This is a genomic window from Archangium minus (assembly GCF_044360475.1).
GTDB lineage: Bacteria > Myxococcota > Myxococcia > Myxococcales > Myxococcaceae > Archangium > Archangium minus.
The window spans coordinates 11,370,458-11,390,557 of the sequence record NZ_CP043494.1 but is presented as its reverse complement, the minus strand read 5'-3'; the positions used below and the strand labels follow the sequence as shown (position 1 = coordinate 11,390,557).

Annotated in this window: 19 protein-coding genes; 14 read left to right on the top strand and 5 right to left on the bottom strand. The window is 67.8% G+C overall.

All coding sequences use genetic code 11. The features are described from left to right. Positions 1–216 precede the first annotated feature (216 nt). Positions 217–1,398 (top strand): methionine adenosyltransferase, encoded by a 1,182-nt coding sequence (gene metK / locus F0U60_RS46570; RefSeq protein WP_395810233.1) that lies wholly within the window; start codon positions 217–219, stop codon positions 1,396–1,398. Between the two features lie 75 nt (positions 1,399–1,473). Here metK and sthA read toward each other — a convergent pair whose 3' ends face one another. Then, positions 1,474–2,883 (bottom strand): Si-specific NAD(P)(+) transhydrogenase, encoded by a 1,410-nt coding sequence (sthA, locus tag F0U60_RS46565; protein ID WP_395810231.1) that lies wholly within the window; start codon positions 2,881–2,883, stop codon positions 1,474–1,476. Between the two features lie 149 nt (positions 2,884–3,032). Between sthA and F0U60_RS46560 the strand changes: the two genes are divergently transcribed. Further along, complete coding sequence (locus F0U60_RS46560; protein ID WP_395810229.1) at positions 3,033–3,542, top strand: hypothetical protein; 510 nt, start codon at positions 3,033–3,035, stop codon at positions 3,540–3,542. Between the two features lie 85 nt (positions 3,543–3,627). On the opposite strand, the gene F0U60_RS46555 is transcribed toward F0U60_RS46560, so the two are convergent. The 3 genes from F0U60_RS46555 to F0U60_RS46545 all read right to left on the bottom strand — a co-directional run bounded on the left by F0U60_RS46555 (position 3,628) and on the right by F0U60_RS46545 (position 5,775). Next, entirely contained in the window at positions 3,628–4,017 is a 390-nt protein-coding gene (locus tag F0U60_RS46555; RefSeq protein WP_395810227.1) for a VOC family protein, read from the bottom strand. A gap of 88 nt (positions 4,018–4,105) precedes the next feature. Continuing rightward, positions 4,106–4,906 carry a helix-turn-helix domain-containing protein gene (locus F0U60_RS46550; RefSeq protein ID WP_395810225.1) on the bottom strand — a complete coding sequence of 267 codons (801 nt, stop codon included), beginning with the start codon at positions 4,904–4,906 and terminating at the stop codon, positions 4,106–4,108. Further along, positions 4,903–5,775, bottom strand: coding sequence for a penicillin-binding transpeptidase domain-containing protein (locus F0U60_RS46545; protein ID WP_395810223.1), 873 nt, complete (start codon positions 5,773–5,775; stop codon positions 4,903–4,905). Before F0U60_RS46545 ends, F0U60_RS46550 begins: the two co-directional genes overlap by 4 nt. Positions 5,776–5,990: 215 nt before the next feature. Here F0U60_RS46545 and F0U60_RS46540 point away from each other — a divergent pair, with 215 nt between their 5' ends. From F0U60_RS46540 to F0U60_RS46500, 9 genes are all read left to right on the top strand, one after another. Further along, a complete protein-coding gene (locus tag F0U60_RS46540; RefSeq protein ID WP_395810221.1) occupies positions 5,991–8,156 on the top strand; it encodes a mucoidy inhibitor MuiA family protein in 2,166 nt (721 codons plus the stop codon). A gap of 12 nt (positions 8,157–8,168) precedes the next feature. Then, positions 8,169–9,737: a mucoidy inhibitor MuiA family protein gene (locus F0U60_RS46535; protein ID WP_395810219.1), complete on the top strand. Its 1,569-nt coding sequence runs from the start codon at positions 8,169–8,171 to the stop codon at positions 9,735–9,737. A gap of 81 nt (positions 9,738–9,818) precedes the next feature. Further along, a complete protein-coding gene (locus F0U60_RS46530) occupies positions 9,819–10,334 on the top strand; it encodes an RNA polymerase sigma factor (RefSeq protein WP_395810217.1) in 516 nt (171 codons plus the stop codon). After that, on the top strand, positions 10,324–11,049 hold the full coding sequence (locus F0U60_RS46525) for an anti-sigma factor family protein (protein WP_395810215.1): 726 nt from the start codon (positions 10,324–10,326) through the stop codon (positions 11,047–11,049). Before F0U60_RS46530 ends, F0U60_RS46525 begins: the two co-directional genes overlap by 11 nt. Next, positions 11,046–12,617 carry a caspase domain-containing protein gene (locus F0U60_RS46520; protein WP_395810213.1) on the top strand — a complete coding sequence of 524 codons (1,572 nt, stop codon included), beginning with the start codon at positions 11,046–11,048 and terminating at the stop codon, positions 12,615–12,617. The genes F0U60_RS46525 and F0U60_RS46520 overlap by 4 nt, the downstream gene beginning before the upstream one ends. 105 nt (positions 12,618–12,722) lie before the next feature. Next, positions 12,723–13,367 (top strand): hypothetical protein, encoded by a 645-nt coding sequence (locus F0U60_RS46515; protein ID WP_395810211.1) that lies wholly within the window; start codon positions 12,723–12,725, stop codon positions 13,365–13,367. A gap of 125 nt (positions 13,368–13,492) precedes the next feature. Next, a complete protein-coding gene (locus F0U60_RS46510) occupies positions 13,493–15,142 on the top strand; it encodes a Do family serine endopeptidase (RefSeq protein WP_395810209.1) in 1,650 nt (549 codons plus the stop codon). A gap of 159 nt (positions 15,143–15,301) precedes the next feature. After that, positions 15,302–16,108 (top strand): alpha/beta fold hydrolase, encoded by an 807-nt coding sequence (locus F0U60_RS46505; RefSeq protein ID WP_395810207.1) that lies wholly within the window; start codon positions 15,302–15,304, stop codon positions 16,106–16,108. Between the two features lie 32 nt (positions 16,109–16,140). Continuing rightward, entirely contained in the window at positions 16,141–17,346 is a 1,206-nt protein-coding gene (locus F0U60_RS46500) for an ATP-binding protein (RefSeq protein WP_395810205.1), read from the top strand. Here the strand turns inward: F0U60_RS46500 and F0U60_RS46495 are convergent. Next, on the bottom strand, positions 17,315–17,809 hold the full coding sequence (locus F0U60_RS46495; RefSeq protein WP_395810203.1) for a YchJ family protein: 495 nt from the start codon (positions 17,807–17,809) through the stop codon (positions 17,315–17,317). The two genes, F0U60_RS46500 and F0U60_RS46495, sit on opposite strands and share 32 nt — an antisense overlap. 80 nt (positions 17,810–17,889) lie before the next feature. Here F0U60_RS46495 and F0U60_RS46490 point away from each other — a divergent pair, with 80 nt between their 5' ends. From F0U60_RS46490 to F0U60_RS46480, 3 genes are all read left to right on the top strand, one after another. Continuing rightward, positions 17,890–18,783, top strand: coding sequence for an undecaprenyl-diphosphate phosphatase (locus F0U60_RS46490; protein WP_395810201.1), 894 nt, complete (start codon positions 17,890–17,892; stop codon positions 18,781–18,783). 2 nt (positions 18,784–18,785) lie between these two features. Continuing rightward, positions 18,786–19,385, top strand: coding sequence for a CoA pyrophosphatase (locus F0U60_RS46485; protein WP_395810199.1), 600 nt, complete (start codon positions 18,786–18,788; stop codon positions 19,383–19,385). Positions 19,386–19,682: 297 nt separating this feature from the next. Further along, entirely contained in the window at positions 19,683–20,060 is a 378-nt protein-coding gene (locus F0U60_RS46480; RefSeq protein ID WP_395810197.1) for a response regulator, read from the top strand. The last annotated feature ends 40 nt before the right edge of the window (positions 20,061–20,100 follow it).

Genomic DNA, 20,100 nt, shown 5'->3' with positions numbered 1-20,100 from the left:
TTGGGGAGAGGGCTGTTTCTGTAGCCCAGAGGAACGGACGGAGGCGCGTGAAATTCACGAGGTACCCAATGGGGAGCGCAGGGGGCGGGCTGCCTGCCAGGTGGGGCCCGGTGCAATTTTCTGGGGTACTTCCGGGTTTGACTCCTTTAGAGCCCAGCGTCTAGTGTGCCTGCGTTTCTAGCCACTGTGGTGCAAGTCACCCACACCCAAGAAGACATGCCGACCGACTACCTGTTCACCTCTGAATCCGTCACTGAAGGGCACCCGGACAAGATCGCCGATCAGATCTCCGACGGCGTGCTGGACGCCATCCTCGCCAAGGATCCCCAGGGCCGCGTGGCCGTGGAGACCCTGGTGAAGACGGGTCTGGCCATTGTCGCCGGCGAGGTGACCACCAACTGTTACGTCGACATCCCGAAGATCGTGCGCAGCACCATCTGCCGCATCGGGTACACCGACAGCTCCATGGGCTATGACGGCAACACCTGCGGCGTCATGGTGGCCATCGAGGGCCAGAGCCAGGACATCGCTCGTGGCGTGGACAACAAGAAGGAGCAGGGCGCCGGCGACCAGGGCATGATGTTCGGCTTCGCCTGCGACGAGACGCCGGAGTTCATGCCGGCCCCCATCCACTACGCCCACGCGCTCACCAAGCGCCTGGCGGACGTGCGCCGCAAGACGCACGACTGGCTGCGCCCGGACGGCAAGAGCCAGGTCACCGTCGAGTACCGCAACGGCCGCCCGGTCCGCATCGACGCGGTCGTCGTGTCCACGCAGCACTCGGACGAGGTGACCAACAAGAAGATCCACGAGGCGATCCGCGAGGACGTCATCGCCAAGGCGCTGCCCAAGAAGCTCATCGACGCCAAGACGAAGATCTACATCAACCCCACCGGCCGCTTCGTCATCGGTGGCCCTATGGGCGACTCGGGCGTCACGGGCCGGAAGATCATCGTGGACACCTACGGCGGCATGGGCCGTCACGGTGGCGGCGCCTTCTCGGGTAAGGACCCGTCCAAGGTGGACCGCTCGGCCGCGTACATGGGCCGGTACATCGCCAAGAACGTGGTGGCCGCCGGCCTCGCGCGTCGCTGCGAGGTGCAGGTGTCCTACGCCATCGGCGTGGCTGAGCCCGTGAGCGTGCTGGTGGAGACCTTCGGCACGGCCACCGTGCCCGAGGAGAAGATCGTCCAGGCCATCAAGCACACGTTCGGCCTCAAGCCGCGTGAGATCACCGAGCACCTGGACCTGCTGCGGCCCATCTACCAGAAGACCGCCGCGTACGGTCACTTCGGCCGCGCTGAGAAGGAGTTCACCTGGGAGCGCACCGACAAGAAGGACCTCCTGCGCGAGGCGGCGTCTGGCCCGGCCGGCTCCTCCCGGCTGAAGGCCGTCTGAGTCTGAGTTAGTTCCTGGTGTCGAAACGCGCGTGAGCCCCTGAAAGGCTCGCGCGCGTTTTCTTTTTCCACGCGCTCAACGGGCGGGAGGCGTCCTGACCTTGTCCATGGCGTCGTAGGTGGCCGTCTTATAGGCCTCGGAGAGGGTGGGGTAGTTGAAGCACGTCTCCACGAAGATGCGTGCGTTGGCGCCCGTCATCAGCGCCATCAGCCCCACGTGCACCAGCTCCGAGGCCTGCTCGCCCAGCACGTGTACGCCTAACAGTCGCAGATCCTCGCGGCGGAAGAGCAGCTTCAGCAGCCCGTGGGCCTCGCCGATGATCTGCCCGCGCGGGTTGGTGGAGAAGGCGGCGCGGCCCACCACGTAGGGGATGTCTCTGGCCCGGAGCGACTCCTCCGTCTCGCCCGCCATGGACACCTCGGGGATGGTGTAGATGCCGTAGGGCAGCACCGGCGCTATCCGGTTGGGCGCCCCGAGCTGGAAGGCATGCATCACCGCGATGCGCGCCTGCTCCATGGACGTGGACGCCAGCGCGGGGAACCCGATCACGTCTCCCACTGCGTAGATGCCGGGCACCGCCGTTTGATACTCGGGCCCCACCTCCACCTGTCCGCGAGTGCCCAGCTTCACGCCCACGGCCTCCAGGCCCAGCCCCGTCGTGTTCGCCGAGCGCCCCGAGGCGACCAACACCTGGTCCGTCTCCAGCCGCTCTCCATCCTTCAGTGTCAGCCGGATGGGCGCTCGTGGCTCCGGCGGAACCTCCACTGCCTCCACCGTCCGCCCCAGCCTCATCCGCACGCCGAGCTTCTCCATGCGCTGTTGGAGCAGCGCGGAGATCTCATCGTCCAGGAAGGACAGCAGCTCCGGCTTGGGCTCCACCAGCGTCACCTGAATGCCCAGCGCGGCGAACATGCACGCGTACTCGCAGCCGATGACGCCCGCGCCCACCACTACCAGCGTGTTGGGCAGCTCGGTGAGCTCCAGCAGCTCGTCCGAGTCGTGCACCCGCGGGTCCCCGAAGGGGTACATCGGCGGACGAAAGGGCGAGGAGCCGGTGGCCACCAGGATGACGTCCGCCGTCAGCCGCCGCTCCGGCTCGCCCTCGCGGCGCACCACCACCGTGCGCGCGTCCTCCAGCGCGCCCTTGCCGTACACCAACTCCACTCCGTGGCGCTTCAGGTCCTCGAGGATCCGCTGGCGCTCCATCCCCTTCACCCGGCGCTCGCGGTAGAGGAAGTCGGAGACGGTGGCCTCGCGGCGCAGCGTCGTCTCCACGCCGAACAGGCCTCGCTGGCGAAAGCCCGAGAGGTACAGCGCTGTCTCTCTCAAAGTCTTGGAAGGCAGGGTGCCTGTGTTGGCCGCCGTGCCTCCGGGCACCGGTTCACGCTCCACCACCGCCACCCGCTTGCCGTGCAGGGCCGCATGCAGCGCACCCTTCTCGCCCGCGGGGCCCGAGCCAATCACCACCAGGTCGAAGTCCGCCATATCGCGACGGTATGCGAGCCGTCCGGTGGGGTGGAAGAGGCCCTGGGTCTCAGCGCGGGCCCGATCACCTCGCTCCTTCTTGAAACCGTTGCTTGAAAGGGTCTCGTTTCCTGGGGCAAACGGGGCTCCCCCCCAACCCAGAGGTACCTATGAAGCGTCTTGTTCCTGTTCTCGCCGCGCTGGCCCTCATGCTCGGCTTCGCCGCTCCCGCTCAGGCCGTGGAGTTGGTGCAGGTTCCGCTCAGCTCGCAGCTCTCCTCCACGGTCTCCACCCTCCAGCCCCAGTGCTCCTACTGCACCGTGCTGTCGGTGACGGCCTTCAACGTCAGGTCCTCCGGTTTCATCTCCCAGAATGACGCCGCTCTGGCCGCCTTCGACTGGCTTGATGCTCAGTCGTACCATCATCTCTACGGAGATGCGGGTCAGACCATCACCCAGGCCCAGTTCAAGTTCGCTTTGGAGGGCAAGAACTACGAGGAGCTCAAGGGCGCCATCCAGAGCTACATCGGCGCCTACGGCAACGACTACACGGTCAGCGTGTCCTCGTGGAACTACATGAGCGCGCCCGACTACTACAACTTCGGTGACTTCTACACGCTCGTGTTCCACACGGCGCGCAAGGTCGTCACCGTCGAGGTTCTCTTCGAGCACGAGTACTAGGCCTCGCCGCCCCTCTCCGTAGGGGCGTGTGTCTTTGGCCGTGGGCCTGCTCCGCTTGCGTGGGGCAGGCCCGGTTTCACTCGACTCAAGGGGAGATCGGCGTGCAGAGCTCCACGAGCACTCCGTCGAGGTCCCTCACGTATGCCACCGTCTGCCCCCAGGGCTTCTGCTTGGGAGGCTGCGCGGCCCGGGCGCCCGACTTCACCGCGCGCTCGTAGGCCGCCTCGACGTCCGGCGTAACGAGCGCCACCTCCACCGCCGCCGCGTCCTCCTTCGGCCGGTTGAAGCGCACGGTGAGGCCATTGTCCTTCGCCATCTCCTCCGCGGCGAAGGCCAGCGCCGTCGCGCCTGTCTCCATCTCCGCGTACTGGCCACTCTCGTGAAGGAAGCGGCGTTGCAGGCCAAAGGCCTTCTCGTAGAAGTCGACGGTGGCGGGCACGTTCGCGACGTAGAGAATGACGTAGCCGAGCTTCATGGCGGAGGACTCCGGTTCAGAGGTGGAACAGCGTAGGGCGGTATTGGCATAGCGCGCCCCGGTCTGTCTTGAAGGAATCGGACAGGGCTCATCCCCCGAACTGGAGCGCCGTGGGCGTGAGGCCCGCCAGGTCCCGTACCTCTCGCGAGAGATGTGCCTGGTCGGCGTAACCGCACGCGAGTGCCACGGCGCTCAGGTCCTCCCCTCCGCCGCCGGAGCGCAGCAGTGCCACGGCTCGTTGGAAGCGCAGCACCCGGGCCAGCAGCTTCGGTGGCACCCCCGCCTCGTCCAGCACGTCCCGGTGCAGCGTGCGCTCGCTCACCCCCAGCGTCCGTGCCAGCGAGGACATGCGCACCTGACCTCCTGTGGACTGGAGCCAGCGCAGGGCCTGGGTGGCTCGGGGCCGCGGTGCCTGTTGGAAGGACGCCAGCCGCCGGGTGACGCTCTCCTGGAGGCGGGCCTGGGCCTCAGCGGGTGAGCGACAGTCCTCGAGTTGTCGCTGGAGCTGGGCGAGGGCTGGCGAGCAGTCCGCGACGGGGACACTGAGTCCCCGGAGCTCGCGGGGACTCACGCCGAGCAGTGGAATCGCCCACCCGGGCTTGAACCGGATGCCCAGGCTCACCGAGCCGGGCTCGATGGAGACGAGGGCGAAGCGCTCCATGGGGCCGACCACCACCAGGGCTGGGTCCGCCATCCACACCGGGCCTCTCGTGGCTCGGAACTGGAAGATGAGGTCGGTGCAGCCATCCGGCAGTATCCGGTGGAGCTCGGGCCCGGTTCCGGCGTCATGCGGTGGCGCGGAGTAGCGCCAGAACGCGTCCACCGCATCCGCCATGCTGGCGGGCGGCTTCTGCTCCTCATAGCCCTTCATCTCCGCGCCGGCTGTCATTGCGCACCTGTCTCCGGACCCAGGGGGCTTAGCAGGCCTTGCGCCTGGAGTTCGTCCACCGCCGCGTGGAGCGCAACAGGGCCCTCGAGGTGCTCCCCTGTCACCAGGCTCGCGAAGACGTACTCGCCCCGCGGCGAGCGCACGTGGCCCACCAGCCAGCTCACGTCTCCGTCCTCCTTCGTGCTCGTGGAGCCTGTCTTCCCGCTCACCACCGCCCCGGACGGCCACGGCCCTGCCAGCCGCTTCATCCGCTCCGGTGCCGTGTCTGGTGATTGCACCAGGGTTCGTTTCACCGTCTCGCGCGAGCGCTCGCTCACGGGCAGCTCTCCCCGGTACAGGCGGGCGAGGAAGCGCACCTGCTCCTCGGGAGAGATGCGCAGCGGGCCTCCGAGCCAGAAGCCCGTGAGCTCCCCGGACGTGTCCTCGTTGCCGTAGTTGAAGCGGTGCACCCACTCCTTCATTCGCTCACGGCCTATTTGCTTCGCCGTGCCTTGGAAGAACCACACCGCTGAGGCGGTGATGGCCGACTCCAACGAGTGGTCCCGATTCCAATCCGCTACGCTTCGTTTCTTTCCGTCCCACTTGCGCGTCGCCGCCGGGTCCGTCACCACGCCCGTTTCGAGCGCGATGAGCGCGTGCGGTATTTTGAAGGTCGACGCCGGTGGCAGCCGCTTCGCGCAGCGCTCGGGATCGTTGCGCTTCTGCTCCCCTGTTTTCAGGTCCAGCAGCACGAAGCAGCCAGGGTGTTTCTTGGCGGGTGCAGGGGGAGGGGGTGTTTGGGCTTGGGGGCTCGTCGGCAGGAGTGCGAGGGCTACGAGCAGTGTGAGCAGGGGCGTACGGTGAATAGGGGTGGGACGTGCGTGGATCATGTCGGCTCCTCGAGGGGTGGAACTCGGGCTCCCTGGAGCAAGGTGTGGGCCACGGGGTGGACATACCCTCACCCCGTCCCTCTCCCAGAGGGAGAGGGGTGGAGGCGCGGCTTCGAAACCGCATGACAGTGGTTTGTCGCCCTCACGGGGGGCAGGTGACTGCACTCAGGCGGTGACGCTACAACATGCAAATGCCCGTCTTTGGACTTTCCGCCTTGAGCGCACTCTGGCTCTCGGCGGTGGATGCTCCCGTCACCTCTGTCACTGTCTACAGCGACCGGGCCCGCGTGGTGCGCACGGCTCGGGTGGCCCTCTCCGGCTCCCAACGTGTCGAGCTCCCTCTGCTGTATGGCTCGGTGGACCCCTCCAGCATCCGTGTGGAAGCCCAGGGCGCCGAGGTGACCCGGGTGGACATCCGTCCCGTGCAGTCCGACGTCCTGCCCCCCACCGAGGCCCGTCGCCTTATCACCGAGCTGGAGCGGCTCGATGTGCAGATCGCCCAGGTCCGTGCCGAGCGCGAGGCCTATACCGCTCAGCTCTCCGCGCTCGACCAGGTGCGGCCTGCCGTCTCTCTGGAGGGGGAGGGTTCGGCTCCCCTTCCCGTGAAGGTCTCTCGGCAGGACTCTTCCCGGCTCGATGCCTCCGGCTGGCGTGCCGCCACCGACTTCGTGGTGGAGACCACCGCCCGTCTCCAGGCGAAGCTGCGCGAGGTGAATCAGCGTGAAGAGGCGCTCGATCGTGAGCTCACGCGGCGTGTCCAGGAAGCGAAGCAGCTTGGAGGGGAGCCGTCGCGCTCGGGCCTGGTGGTCGTCCCCACCCTCTCGGGCCAGGGCTCCGCGACGCTCACGCTCACCTACGTCACCACGGGCGCTCGCTGGTACCCCGCCTATGAGCTGCGGCTCGAGCCCGAGTCCAACCGTGTGCAGGTGGCCTTCTCCGGGCGCGTCAGCCAGCAGACCGGAGAGGACTGGGAGGACACGGCGCTCACGCTCAGTACCGCCCATCCCTCCACCGCCACCACTGTGCCCGAGCTCCCCACCTGGAAGATCGGCCAGCGCGAGCGCTTCATCCCCACGCCCGCTCCGGTCGCCGACTCCTGGCACCCTCCGCCTTCTGCTCCTCCTCCGCCACCCCAGGAACCGAGCGAGGACGCGCGGCTTCGCTCCCGTCTTCTCTCCCTCATCGGGGCGGCTCCCTCCGCGTCGGCTCAGCAGGCCCTGGCGGCCCCCCAGAGGACCAGCGTCATCATCGGCTCTGTTGTGAGCGCGGCGGACAATGCGCCCATCGCGGACGTGACCGTCACGGCGACCTCTCCCAATCTCTCCAATGAACAGGTCGTGGTGACGGACGCCAAGGGCGAGTACCGCTTCTCCCAGCTTCCGCCGGGCGTCTACATGCTGCGGTTCGACAAGGAGTCGTTCAAGCCGTTCACGCGCACCGACATCCAGCTGTTTCCGGAGCGCGTCATCCGCGTGAACCTGGAGCTGGTTCCCGATTCCTTCTCGGAGTTGAGCGAAATAGAGGTCGCGCCCCCCGCCATCGATGTCGGTTCGACCAGCGCGGGCGTCAGCGTGGATCAGGAATACATCAAGCGCATCGAGGTGAAGCGTCCCGGTGGGAGGGGGGGTGCATCGCGGTCCTTCTCGTCTGGGGTGTCGCTGTCCTCGGCGCCGCCGCCTCCGATCGATGTCCCCGTGGGCCTCGCGCCGCCGGAGGGTTGGCGGCCTCCGGTGCTGGACTCGGATCTGCCGGCCTCGCGCGCGGGCGGCTATGCCCTGGCCTTCCCCGCGCAGCGCCGCGAGACGGTGCGCAGCGGCAGGGCCGAACGGCGCGTGCCTCTCTTCACCGAGTCGTGGCCCGTGCAGGTGGAGCGCAAGCTGTATCCCGCCCTCACTCCCAATGCCTTCCTCGTGGCGGAGCTGCGCAGCCCGTCCAAGCAGGTGCTGCCCGGCGGTGAGGCACAGCTCTTCGTCGGGGCGGATCCGGCGGGCCAGGCCCAGCTCTCCCTGGTGTCCCCGGGTGAGCCCTTCACCCTGCCGCTCGGCATCGACTCCGCGGTGCGCCCAGTGCGCAACGTGAAGCTCATGACGTCCGAGAAGGGCCTCATCGGCAAGGACGAGCTCACCGAGTACCTCGTCACCATCGAGGTGGCCAACCCGTACCCCTTCGCCCTCCCGGTGCGCATCCACGACCAGTGGCCGCTGTCGCGCAGCCAGGATGTGGAGGTGAAGCTCGTGCGCACCGAGCCCTTCGCCGAACAAGACCTGGCCCAGGGCACGCTGATGTGGCGTCTGTCCGTGCCGCCCTCGGAGAAGAAGGTCGTGTCCTTCCTGTATACCGTCCGCCACCCCAAGGGCTGGCGTCTGCTGCAGAGCCAGTAACGAGGAGCTGCCATGCACACCCTGCCCTTGATGATGCTGGCGCTCGTCGCCCCCGCGAAGGTGTCCTCCGTCGTCGTCTATCCCGACCGTGCCCTGGTGACGCGGGTGGAGACGGTGGCGTGTTCCGGTCGCGCGCTCGCCGTCTTCGAGTCCGTGCCGCCCGCCGCGGAGCCGTCCAGCTTCCGCGCCCGCTCCGAGGACGCCACGGTGGAGAGCCTCGTGTCCGAGGAGCGTCCCCTGCGGAGTGAGTTTGCCCCCGAGCTCGAGGCGCTCCGAGGGAAGCGCGAGGCCCTGGATCGTGAAATCGCGGAGCTGGTGGACGCCCGCACGCGAGGCCAGACGCTGCAGCAGCTCGGTGAGAGCCTCTCCACCGTGGCCGTGGAGCGGGTGAAGCGCGAGCTCACGGAGCCCAAGCCGGACACCCGGGCGTGGGCCCAGGCTCTCGACGCTGCGTTGGATACGCGGTTGCGCGCCGCCGCCACCTTGTCGGACCAGACGGCCCGCCTGCGTGAGGCCCAGCGTGAGCTGGATGCACTGCAAGCGAAGCAGTCGTTCCTCACCTTCTCGGCCGAGCGCATGGAGCGGCGCGTGGAGGTGCGGCTGGCCTGTCCTTCCGAAGGCCGTGCCCGTGTGGAGCTGCAATACGTGGTGGGCGGCGCGGGCTGGGCTCCTGTCTACGAGGCGCGCGCCGACGAGGCCGCCGGCCAGGTGGAGCTCTCCACCTTTGCCACCGTGCGCCAGAGCACCGGCGAGGACTGGAGTGGGGTGCGGCTGGTGCTCTCCACCGCTCGGCCACGCGCCAACGCGACACCGCCGGAGCTTCGGCCCCTGGCGCTGGGGGCCCAGGAGCGGCGTGCCGAGCGCAAGGTGCTCGTCCGGCGCGACGAGCAGCAGCAGCATGCCCAGGCGGGAGGGCAGACGCCGGGAGAGACAGAGGGCTCGCTGCGCACGGCCTCGCAGGGCCTCTCCGTGCAGCTCCTGGTGCCCGAGCTGGCGCAGGTGCCCGGGGATGGCTCGGCCGTGCGGCTGCGCGTGGCGCGCACGAAGCTGAAGTCCTCCTTTGTCTGGCGCACCGTGCCCAAGCTGCACCCCGTGGTGTTCCGCGTGGCCCGGCTCGTCAACGGCGCACCCTTCCCGCTGCTGCCCGGCCCCGTGGACATGTTCCGCGCCTCGGGCTTCATCGGTCGTCAGTCGTTGGAGCAGGTGCCCCAGGGCGGCGCCTTCCAGCTCACCTTTGGCATCGAGGAGTCGCTGCGCGTGGAGCGCGTGGTGGTGCAGGAGATCGCCCGTGACGAGGGCCTCTTTGGCGGCCGGCGCCGCTTCCACTACGCCTACCGCTTCAACCTGGGCAACTACCGCGCGCGCCCCGAGACGGTGGAGGTGGCCGAGCACATCCCCGTCTCCGAGCTCGACGACGTGAAGGTGGAGCTGGACAACGAGAAGACCACCGGCGGCTATGCGCTCGAGGCGATGGATGGCATCGCCACCTGGAAGCTGACGCTCGCTCCTTCTGAACAGCGCTCCGTGGACCTCTCCTTCCACGTGGACGTGCCCTCCAGCTACGACATGGGCGGGCTGTAGGGCGGAGGCCGACACCCGGGAAAATGCAGGTGAAAATCCGTGTCCGCGGATTTTCGCCCGCGTGTCTTCTGGCTGTAGCCCATGACATCCGCTTCCCAGGCCGACATCTCCACGCTCTACCGGCGCCATGTGGCGCTGGTGCGCAACTGCGCGCTGCGCATCCTCGGGGAGCCCGCCGCCGCCGAGGACGTGGCGCAAGAAGTGTTCATCCGCTTCCTGCACCACCGGAACCGGAGCGGAGACGAGCGGGACACGGTCGCGTTCCTCTACCGGACGAGCAGCAACCTCGCCATCAACCGGCTGCGCGACGCGCGTCGCCGGAACACCCTCCAGGAGGAGCACCTGCCTCAGGGGGATCAGGAGAGTCCCCACTCGCCCGAGGACGGGCTGTTGCTGCGCAAGGTGCTGGCCGAGGCGGATGAGGAGCAGGCACAGATCGCCGCCTGCTACTTCATCCACGGCATGGAGCACGAGGAGATCGCCGGGTTGCTCGGCATTCCCCGCCGGACCGTGGGCAGGCGGCTCGAGAAGTTCCGCGAGCACGCTGAGCGGATGTTGCAGGGCATTCCCAGGAAAGAGGCACCCCATGCCGACTGAGCTGTTCCCCAGGTCGAAGCCCTCGAAGGACTGCCTGTCGGGGTGGAGCGTTTCCCAGCTCGCGCTCGGACTGCTGAGTCACGAAGCCCTCGCTCCGGCCGAAGCCCACCTGTCTGCCTGCTCGCACTGCCGCCAGCGGGTCGAGGATGAGCGGGCCCAGATCCGTGCCGCGGCGCTGGAGCGGGTCCCGGAGGAGCTCCTGCGTGCCGCCGCCACCACGGCTCCGGAGCGCCCGCGCTGGTGGACGTGGCGCTCCTGGGCGATGGGGCCCGCGTTCGCGGCTGTGGCCGCCACCGTGTTGTTCCTGCTCGTTCGTCCGACGGTGGGGGTGGACGCCCCCGACACGCTTCCGGGCGAGCGGCTCAAGGGGAGCACCTCGCTCGATGTGGCGGTGATGCGGGAGGGTACACTCGTCGTGGAGGGAGTCCCGGCGGAGGAGGTGGAAGACCTGCGCTCCGGAGACCAGCTCCGCCCACGCGTGACGGGTGCAACTCCGTCCGCCTGGCTCATCCTGCAAGGCGACGAGGAGGACCGATGGACGACGTACTTCGAGGGACCGCCCCCAGCCGATGGTTGGTTGCCGGTGGCCGTCCTCGTCACTCCGGACGGGAGGACGCGGCTGCGCCTGTTGGAGTGCCCGGCGCAACCTCCGTCCGGCACGGAGCAGGGCTGTCGGGAACGCGTCTACGCGTGGCGGGTGTCCGGCGGGCCGTGAGGCTCGGGGCTCGGTGGCTCGCCGCCGCCGGGATGTGGCTCGCGCTGCTGGCCGCCGCTCCTACGTGGGCCAGTGAGTCTCGCTATGCGTTGCTCATCGGCGCTCACCGGGGCAACGCGGATGAGCCCATGCTGCGCTACGCCAGCGACGATGCCGAGCGGCTGCGCGACGTGCTCGTCAGCCTCGGCGAGTTCCTGCCCGAGAACGTGCTGGTGCTGACGGATCCGAGCGCGGACCGGGTACGCACGGCGCTCGCACGCATGAACGCACGCATCCGCGAGGAGGTGTCACGTGATCGCTCCAGCGTGCTGCTCGTCTTCTACTCGGGCCATGCGGACGCCGAGTCGCTGCACCTCGGAGGCACGCTGCTGCCGTGGGAGGAGCTGCGCAACCTCACCTCCGGCTCGGCGGCGGCGGCGCGGTTGCTCGTCGTGGACGCGTGCCGCTCCGGCCAGGTGACGCGCGTGAAGGGTACCCGCGTGGCCGCGCCCTTCGCGCTACCGCCGGACGTCGAGTCACGCGGACTGCCCGAGGGCTTCGCCATCCTCTCCTCTTCGTCGGCCGGCGAGAACTCGCAGGAGTCGGATGCGCTGCAGGGCTCCTTCTTCACCCACCACCTGGTGGCCGCGCTGCGCGGCGTGGCGGACCTCGGCGGAGACGGGCTCGTCAGCCTGGCCGAGGCGTACCAGTACGCCTCGGACCGCACGGTGGCGAGCACCGTGGCCACGCTGGCTGGCGTCCAGCACCCCACCTACCTCTACGATTTGAAGGGACGCTCGGAGCTTGTCCTCACGCGGCCCGGGCGTGTGCGGGGGCTCGCGTCGGTGCGGCTGTCCGAGCCGGGGCAGTACTTCTTCCGCAAGGAGGGCCGCGAGGGCACGGTGGTGCTGGAGGTGAACATCTCCCGCGAGCCGCGGACGGCTCGCCTCATGCCCGGCCGCTACTTCGTCCAGCGCCGGTTGCCAGATCGTCTCTACGAGGCGCCGGTGTCGGCGGGCGGAGAGCAGTCGCTGGACCTGGCGAGGGCGTCGTGGAGCGTGGTGGAGCTGGACCAGCTCGTGCGCAAGGGCGGCGGTGGGCGCCCCACGTATGCGGTGAGCGTGTGGGGCGGTGGTGCCACCAGCGTGCTGACGGGCTTCCCCTTCACCCCGGCGGCTTCCGTGCAGGCCTCGCTGGACACGGCGGCCCTCTCGCTGGACGCGCAGGTGGAGCTGGCGCGGGCGGTGCTCACGAGTCCGCAGTTCGAGCGCCGCCTCACCGCGGTGTCGCTGCGGGCCGGAGCGCGCAAGGTGTTCGACCTGGGGCCTTTCTCGCTATCGGGCGGTGTTCGGCTGGGCGCTACGTCCTTTGACCAGCGCTTCTCTGGACGGGAGGCGCCACGGCGTTGGCAGCTCTCGCCTCATCTGGACACGCTGGTGCGCGCTGACGTGCGGCCGGTGCGCGGTTTCTTCCTGGGCGTGGAGGCGGGGTTGCGTGCCTCCTACGTGCGCGTCTCCTCCGTGAACGACGCGAGTGCGCGCACGCCCGTTACTCCTGTCATCGCGCTGGGGGGCGGCATGCGCTGGTGAATTTTCGCGGCGCGAATGTCCGCGGAAAACGGCTCGTGGGTCTCCTGGACAGAACACGGCGCGCGACCCCGAAGGGCACGCGCCTCACAACCCGGAGACAAAACGATGACCCGCTTCATGAAGAGCTTCGCCCTGATTTTCGCCCTCGGGGGTGCCACGGCTTGCGGCGAGGAGCTTGCTGATGGCACGTACACGGGCGAGGCCCGTTACACGGTGTCCGGCGAGGTGCAGTCGCTGACGCCCGTCGATGTGAAGGGAACGACGCGCGTCGCCCTCGTCTGGGACAATTGGGCCCGCAGTGGTGACATCCTCACCCTCCAGAGCGTGGAGGTTTCCAGCAAGAACCCGCCGTTCGATTACCAGCTCCGGCTCATGGAGGACCCGCCCACCTCAGCCCTCAACAACTTCAAGCCCGGCCTGATGGGCACGGCCTACGTCCTCATCTACGAGGACCTGAACGGCGACGCGACGTACACCGAGGAGGACGATGTGGCGCGGGGCATTGCTCCGGGGCACATCGTGCTCTTCGCGCCGGAGGTCACTCCCGAGCTCAAGGAGTCGCTGCGCCGGTGGCGCCGCATCGTCAACGTGGATGACCTGAAGCCCGGCTTCAACCTGGCGCGTGGTATCTGCAATCCCGGCGATTTCGACGATAACGGGTACACCGTCTTTGACGATCTGCAGATCGTCTCCACCGAGCCCGTGCCCGTGGAGGACATGGACGCGAAGGGCTGCCTCAACTTCCACTGACACTTCCCGCCTGGAAGGAGGGGGAGCAGACGGGCGAGGGCCCTGGCGCCCGTCTTCTCGCTTGGAGTGTGTGGTTGTCAGTCGACACGGGGTCCGCATCTTCCTTCCAGGGAGGATGCGCCTCGATGAAGTTCGCCCGCTCGGCCGTCTTGCAGAAGTTCGTCCTGTTCCAGGTCTTCATGCTGTCGGCTTCCACGGGATGTGAGGCCCGTACCCGGGAGCAGGGGCGCTCGCAGGCACCCTGGGAGCAGCGCGCGGCCCCCGCTCCAGCCGAGCAGGGCAGGCAGGCGGAGCAGGGCACGCCGCCTGCTCCGCCTTCGCAGGTTCAGGAACCCGGCACGGGCGGCTCCGCCCAGCAGCCGCAAGCCCAGCAACCCCAGACGCAGCAACCCCAGCAGGCCCCGCCGCAACTGGAGGCCGCGATGGGAGGCTCGGGCGCGTCGCCGTCCATCGCGGATCTGGTCGAGGCCGTGAATGACTCCGTCGTCAACGTGGAGGTCCAGGCCCGAGCGCCTTCCATGGGGGGGATGCCGAGCGATCTCTTTGAGCGCTTCTTCGGTGGGCCGGGTGGTCCAGGGGGACCGGGCATGCCGGGTATGCCTGAGGGTGGCCCCGAGGCGCGCGAGCGCGTTCAGCAGGGCGAGGGCTCGGGCTTCATCATCGATCCGAATGGGCTCATCCTCACCAACAACCACGTGGTGGAGAACGCCATCGACATCCGCATCCGCCTCAACGACGGTCGCGAGTTCGATGCGAAGGTGCTCGGGAGGGATCCGCTCACCGACATCGCCCTCCTCAAGCTCCAGGGCGACGTGAAGAACCTGCCGGTGGCGCGGCTCGGCAACTCGGACGACATCCGCGTGGGAGAGCCGGTGGTGGCCATCGGTAACCCATTTGGGCTCACCTCCAGCGTCAGTGCCGGCATCCTCTCGGCCCGAGCCCGTGACATCCAGGCGGGCCCCTACGACAACTTCCTGCAAACGGACGCCGCCATCAACCCGGGCAACTCGGGCGGGCCGCTCTTCAACATGAAGGGCGAGGTCATTGGCATCAACACGGCCATCGTCGGCGGTGGCACGGGCATCGGCTTCGCCGTTCCCTCCAACATGGCCAAGGCGCTCCTGCCGCAGTTGGAGAAGGGAGTGATTCGCCGCGGTTGGTTGGGCGTGTCGGTGCAGGACCTGACGCCGGAACTCGCCCAGGCGCTCAAGGTGTCAGTGCGCAAGGGCGCCATCGTCACCGACGTGCAGCCGGGCACGCCCTCCGCCCAGGCCGGGCTGAAGCAGGATGACGTCATCACCGCCATCAACGGCACGGCCGTCGAGTCCTCGCGCGGCCTCACCCGCGACATCGGCTTCCGCGCGCCCGGAGAGACCGTGCGGCTGACCGTCTTCCGCAACGGCAAGCAGCAGGAGGTGCAGGTGAAGCTCGGCGAGCGGCCTGACCTTGAAGGGCTCGCCTCCATCCCTGATGGAAACCGCGAGGAGGAGACCGGTCACAGGCTGGGGCTGCGGCTCCAAGATGTAGACCCGCGCATGGCTCCGGGTGTCCGACAGGGCGCGATGATCATCGACGTGGAGCCTGGCTCGCCCGCGGACCGTGCAGGACTCCAGCCCGGCATGGTCGTCGTCGAGGCCGGTGGCAAGCAGGTGCGCAACCCGCGTGAGTTCGCGCAGATCGTTCGGGCTCAAAAGCCTGGCGCCGTGTTGCTCCTGCGCATCCAGGTGGGCGAGAACCGGCTGCTGCGCGCCCTCACGATTCCAGAGCGGAAGTGACCTGCTCCCCTGCTCTCTCTTGAAGAATGAGAGAGGGCAGGGGAAAGTGGTCTTTAACGGACAGCTGTTCCAGGGGGCGATTCACCGAGCTCCTGGAACGCGGCACAAGCGTTCTCGGACGTGTGCGCCGGTGCGTGCTGGCACCCCCCTCGGAACGTCATGAGCCAGAACATTCTCCTCAGGAACAACGTCAAGGTCATGGGTCGAGGAACGCAGCCCATGCTGTTCGCGCACGGCTTCGGCTGCGATCAGAACATGTGGCGCTTCGTGGCCCCTTCGTTCGCGGAGGACTACCGGCTCATCTTGTTCGACTACGTCGGCTCGGGCCGGTCGGAGCTCCGCGCGTACAACCGTGAGCGCTACTCCAACCTGAACGGCTACGCGCAAGACATCCTCGACATCTGCGAGGCGCTCGAGCTCAAGGACGTCATCTTTGTCGGGCACTCCGTCAGCGGGATGATTGGGCTGCTGGCCGCCATCAAGGAGCCCAAGCGCTTCCAGCGCCTCATCTTCGTGAGCCCCTCGCCCCGCTACATCAACGATGCGCCCCACTACGTGGGCGGCTTCGAGCGGCGGGACATCGAGGAGCTGCTGGGGACGATGGACAAGAACTACATCGGCTGGGCGAACTTCCTGGGGCCCCTGGTCATGGGAAACCCGAACCGGCCGGAGCTCACCGCGGAGCTCACCGAGAGCTTCTGCTCCACGGATCCGATCATCGCTCGGCGGTTCGCGGAGGTGACGTTCTTCTCGGACAACCGCCAGGATCTCCCCAACCTGACCATTCCCTCACTCATTCTTCAGTGCTCGGAAGATCTGATCGCCCCGAGGGTTGTCGGCGATTATCTCCATCGGAACGTGCCTCGCAGCACGCTGCGGGTCCTGGAGGCCAAGGGCCATTGCCCGCACATGAGCGCACCTGACGAGACCAGCAGAGTCATCAAGGAATATCTGAGCCCCGCGTGAAGCCCATGCCAACGAGCCCCCTGGCGATAGCCATGGTTGACCCCATGGATGACCTGTTGAGTTCCGCGCCATGTGGGCTCTTCTCGTTCACTGACGATGGGAGCCTCGTCGCCGTCAACGAGACGCTGCTGGAGGTGTTGGGATACGCCCGTGACGAGCTGCTGGGTCATCACGTGGAGCTGCTCCTGTCCCTGGCGAGCCGCATGTTCTACGAGACTCACTTCTTCCCGATGATCCGGATGCACGGGAAGGCGCAGGAGTTCTCCCTCTCGTTGCGTGCGAAGACGGGCGAGTCCGTCCCCGTGCTCATCAACGCCGTCCGCAAGGCGCGCCCGGGAGGAGTCGTCAATCACTGCGCGTTCATGCTGGTCCGCGAGCGCGCGAAGTACGAGGACGAGCTGCTGAAGGCGAAGTGGGCGGCGGAAGAGGCGCTGCTGAGCAACGAGGAGCTCACCCGGGCCAAGCAGGAGCTGGAGCAGCAGACGCGGGAGTTGGATCAGAAGCTCCGCATGCTGGAGCGGAGGAATCAGCAGCTCACCCGCATGAGCACCATCCTGGCCCATGACTTGCGCGAGCCGGCCCGGAAGCTCTCCATGTTCGCGTGTCTCTTCACCCGGGAGGACAGGGAAGGGTTGTCGTTGACGGGCCAGCGCTCGCTCGACCGTATCAAAGCCGTCAGCATGAAGATGGAGCAGCTGGTCACGGCGCTCCACGAGCTCGTGACGCTGGACGTGTCCGACGAGCCGGTGGAGGAGGTGGATCTCCTCGAGGTGGTGGGCAACGCCCGGCAGCGAGTGTCCGAGGCGGCCATGACCGGTTCGGTGACGCTGCGGTGCGCGCCACTCCCCATGGTTCAGGGCCGGCGCCGACAGTTGATGATGCTGTTCTACGAGCTGCTCGACAACGCGGTGAAGTTCCGCAAGCCCGACACGCACCCGCAGATCGACATCGAGTGCCAGCTCATTCAGGACAACAGCTTTCGGGTGATGAAGGACAAGTACCGCTACACCGACTTCGCCCGGATCGTCGTCGCGGACAACGGGATGGGCTTCGACAACCGCTACAGCGAATACGTGTTCGAGGTGCTGAGGAAGTTGGACGCGAACACGCCGGGCCTGGGCATGGGCCTGGCCGTCTGCCACAAGGTGGTGGAGAACCACGGCGGGAGCATCTCGGTCGAAGCCGAGCTGGGCGTCGGCACCCGGTTCACGATCCTCCTGCCCCTGCGGCAGCAGTAGGGAAGTTCGCGAGGGTGAGGGACTCGGGAGGGACGGGGAGCGCACCAGGCGCGAGCGCTTCGCCGGACAGGTAGCGCCAGCCGGTGCCGTCGTGCCGGAACTCCGAGCGCTCGACGAAGGAGCGATCCTTTCCCTTCTCGAAGATGCGCGCGTGGAAGAGCACCACGGCGGTGCCCGTTGCGTCGGGCGGCTGCCTGTCCAGCACCTGCAACCGCGGGTACTTGTGCGCGCTGGCCACGGCGCGCAGCTCGCGCAAGACGTCCTCCTTGGGCCTGGCGCGGTCCGGGTGCTCCGGGTGCAGCGTGCGCCACAGGTACTCCACTTCACGCAGGGCGAAGGCGCTGTAGCGCGAGCGCATCAGGGCCTCGGCGTCCGGTGCCTCGGCCTGGCCTCGGTGGTAGCGGGCACAACACTCGCGGTAGCGCAGTCCGGAGGAGCAGGGACAGGGGGGGGCAGGGGGCATGGGCGTTCCCAGACGACAGGGCCGTGCGGATGGCTCTTGCTGCCCCGCAGGGTAGCGCATACATCCGGTTCCCCACACGTATGAGTCTTCTTCAAGCCATCATCCTCGGGCTGGTTCAGGGGCTGACCGAGTTCCTGCCCATCAGCTCCACCGCGCACCTGCGCATCGTCCCGGAGCTGCTCGGCTGGCCAGATCCTGGCGCGGCGTACTCGGCCGTCATCCAGCTGGGCACCGTGGCCGCCGTCCTCATCTACTTCCGCAAGGATCTCGTCACCCTCACCCGGGCCTTCTTCCAGGGCCTCGTGCGGCGCGAGCCCTTCGGCACCACCGAGTCGCGCCTCGCCTGGTTCGTGCTCATTGGCACCCTGCCCATCGGCATCTGCGGGCTGGCCTTCAAGAAGACCATCGAGACGTCGCTGCGCTCGCTCTACGTCATCTCCGCGAGCCTCATTGTCCTGGCCGTCATCCTCTTCGTCGTCGAGCGTCTGGCCTCCCACAAGCGCACCCTGGACGACATGCGCTGGCGGGATGGCCTCATCGTCGGGCTGTGGCAGGCGCTGGCTCTCATTCCGGGCTCCTCGCGCTCGGGCACCACCATCACCGGAGGCCTGTCGCTGGGCCTGCGGCGTGAGGACGCGGCGCGTTATTCCTTCCTGCTGTCCATCCCCGCCACCACCCTGGCCGGTATCTTCGAGCTGAAGCACCTGCTGGAGGCGACCGAGCGACCCTCGGCCGTGGCGCTCTGGGTGGGGACGCTGGTGGCCTTCGGCTCGGGCATGGCCGCCATTGCGTGGCTGTTGAGCTATCTGCGCAAGCGCTCCACCTTCATCTTCATCGTCTACCGGGTGGTGTTGGGGGTGGTGCTGCTCGCGTTGCTCCAGGGGGGCGTGCTGCGCCCGCAGTCGGGCCTGGAGAACACGGACACCACGAACAAACCCTTGAAGCTCCCCGTGGAGAAGCAACTGACGGAGTAGCCTTGAATCCCCTCTTCGACGCACTCGAGAACCATCTGGCCTCCCGGCCTCCCCGGTCCCTCAACCTGCCCGGGCTCGTGCTGCGCGAGGCCGCGGTGTTGGTGCCCCTGCTCCTGCGTGAGGGTTCTCCGCACATCCTCTTCACCAAGCGGCCCACCACGCTGCGACACCATGCCGGCCAGTACTCCTTTCCTGGCGGCTCGAGGGATGCGGAGGACACCACGCCCCTGCACACCGCGCTGCGCGAGACGCGGGAGGAGCTGGGCATCGACGTGTCCGGGGTACGGGTGCTCGGCGCCCTGGACGAGGTGCCCACCCTCACCGAGTTCCGCATCCAACCCTTCGTGGGCGTCATCCCCCAGGGGATGGAGTACCGCCCCAACCCGGACGAGGTGGAGTTCATCATCGAGGTGCCCCTGTCGCACCTGATGGACCCGGCCATCCGCCGCACCGAGCGTCGCACGGTACGGGGCGTGGAGTACGAGGTGGACTTCTATACCTACGGCTCCCACGTCATCTGGGGGGCCACGGGCCGCATCCTCCGCAACCTGCTGGGGCTGGCCTCGCAGCTGTCCGGCGCACTCTCTGTGAACTCGAAGTGAGCACGCGCCACTCGGCAAAGTCTCTGCTATGATTCCAGGTGTCTCCGAATTTTCTGGCCGGGCCTGGAATCACAGGGGGCCATACAAACTCCTGCTATCGAGATTTCCATGCTTTCGTGCACGCCGTTGTCGCCGTCGCTCGAGCCTGATCCCACGGGGAGAACAGCAGGCTGGAAGCTCGTTCCCCTGACGCGCGCCTGAGCGCTCGGTTGCCTGTCCCAGCGGTGCGCAGGCACGAGGAAGTCCAGCGGCTGGTGTAGCGTGTAGCCACGTGCCGGTGTGGCTCGGAGCCCCCCCATGGCCAGGATTCTCATCGTCGACGATGAAGTGCATGTTGTCGGAGCCCTTCGCCGCCTGTTGCGGCGCGAGGGCTTCTCCATCGAGGTGGCGCTCAATGGCGAGGAGGCCCTTGAGAAGCTCGCCACCTTTCCAGCGGATGTCGTCATCTCCGACTTCCGCATGCGGGGGATGAACGGCCTGGAGCTGCTGGCGCGGGTGTTGAGCATCGCGCCCAAGGCCGTCCGGGTGCTCATCTCCGGCCACGCGGACCTGTCCGGCGGGTCTCAGTCGGGGATCATCTCCCATTTCATCAGCAAGCCCTGGGACGATGACCGTCTCATCGCCGACGTCCGCGCCCTGCTGGACGGACAGGGCTCCGTCACCCCGGGGCCCTGAGCGGTCCGCATTCGTCATCAGATGCAAGCAGAAGCGAAGC

Coding starts and splice junctions, on each gene's coding strand:
- metK (WP_395810233.1), top strand. CDS start 217: ATGCCGACCGACTACCTGTTCACCTCTGAATCCGTCACTGAAGGGCAC.
- sthA (WP_395810231.1), bottom strand. CDS start 2,883: ATGGCGGACTTCGACCTGGTGGTGATTGGCTCGGGCCCCGCGGGCGAG.
- F0U60_RS46560 (WP_395810229.1), top strand. CDS start 3,033: ATGAAGCGTCTTGTTCCTGTTCTCGCCGCGCTGGCCCTCATGCTCGGC.
- F0U60_RS46555 (WP_395810227.1), bottom strand. CDS start 4,017: ATGAAGCTCGGCTACGTCATTCTCTACGTCGCGAACGTGCCCGCCACC.
- F0U60_RS46550 (WP_395810225.1), bottom strand. CDS start 4,906: ATGACAGCCGGCGCGGAGATGAAGGGCTATGAGGAGCAGAAGCCGCCC.
- F0U60_RS46545 (WP_395810223.1), bottom strand. CDS start 5,775: ATGATCCACGCACGTCCCACCCCTATTCACCGTACGCCCCTGCTCACA.
- F0U60_RS46535 (WP_395810219.1), top strand. CDS start 8,169: ATGCACACCCTGCCCTTGATGATGCTGGCGCTCGTCGCCCCCGCGAAG.
- F0U60_RS46530 (WP_395810217.1), top strand. CDS start 9,819: ATGACATCCGCTTCCCAGGCCGACATCTCCACGCTCTACCGGCGCCAT.
- F0U60_RS46525 (WP_395810215.1), top strand. CDS start 10,324: ATGCCGACTGAGCTGTTCCCCAGGTCGAAGCCCTCGAAGGACTGCCTG.
- F0U60_RS46515 (WP_395810211.1), top strand. CDS start 12,723: ATGACCCGCTTCATGAAGAGCTTCGCCCTGATTTTCGCCCTCGGGGGT.
- F0U60_RS46510 (WP_395810209.1), top strand. CDS start 13,493: ATGAAGTTCGCCCGCTCGGCCGTCTTGCAGAAGTTCGTCCTGTTCCAG.
- F0U60_RS46505 (WP_395810207.1), top strand. CDS start 15,302: ATGAGCCAGAACATTCTCCTCAGGAACAACGTCAAGGTCATGGGTCGA.
- F0U60_RS46500 (WP_395810205.1), top strand. CDS start 16,141: ATGGTTGACCCCATGGATGACCTGTTGAGTTCCGCGCCATGTGGGCTC.
- F0U60_RS46495 (WP_395810203.1), bottom strand. CDS start 17,809: ATGCCCCCTGCCCCCCCCTGTCCCTGCTCCTCCGGACTGCGCTACCGC.
- F0U60_RS46490 (WP_395810201.1), top strand. CDS start 17,890: ATGAGTCTTCTTCAAGCCATCATCCTCGGGCTGGTTCAGGGGCTGACC.
- F0U60_RS46480 (WP_395810197.1), top strand. CDS start 19,683: ATGGCCAGGATTCTCATCGTCGACGATGAAGTGCATGTTGTCGGAGCC.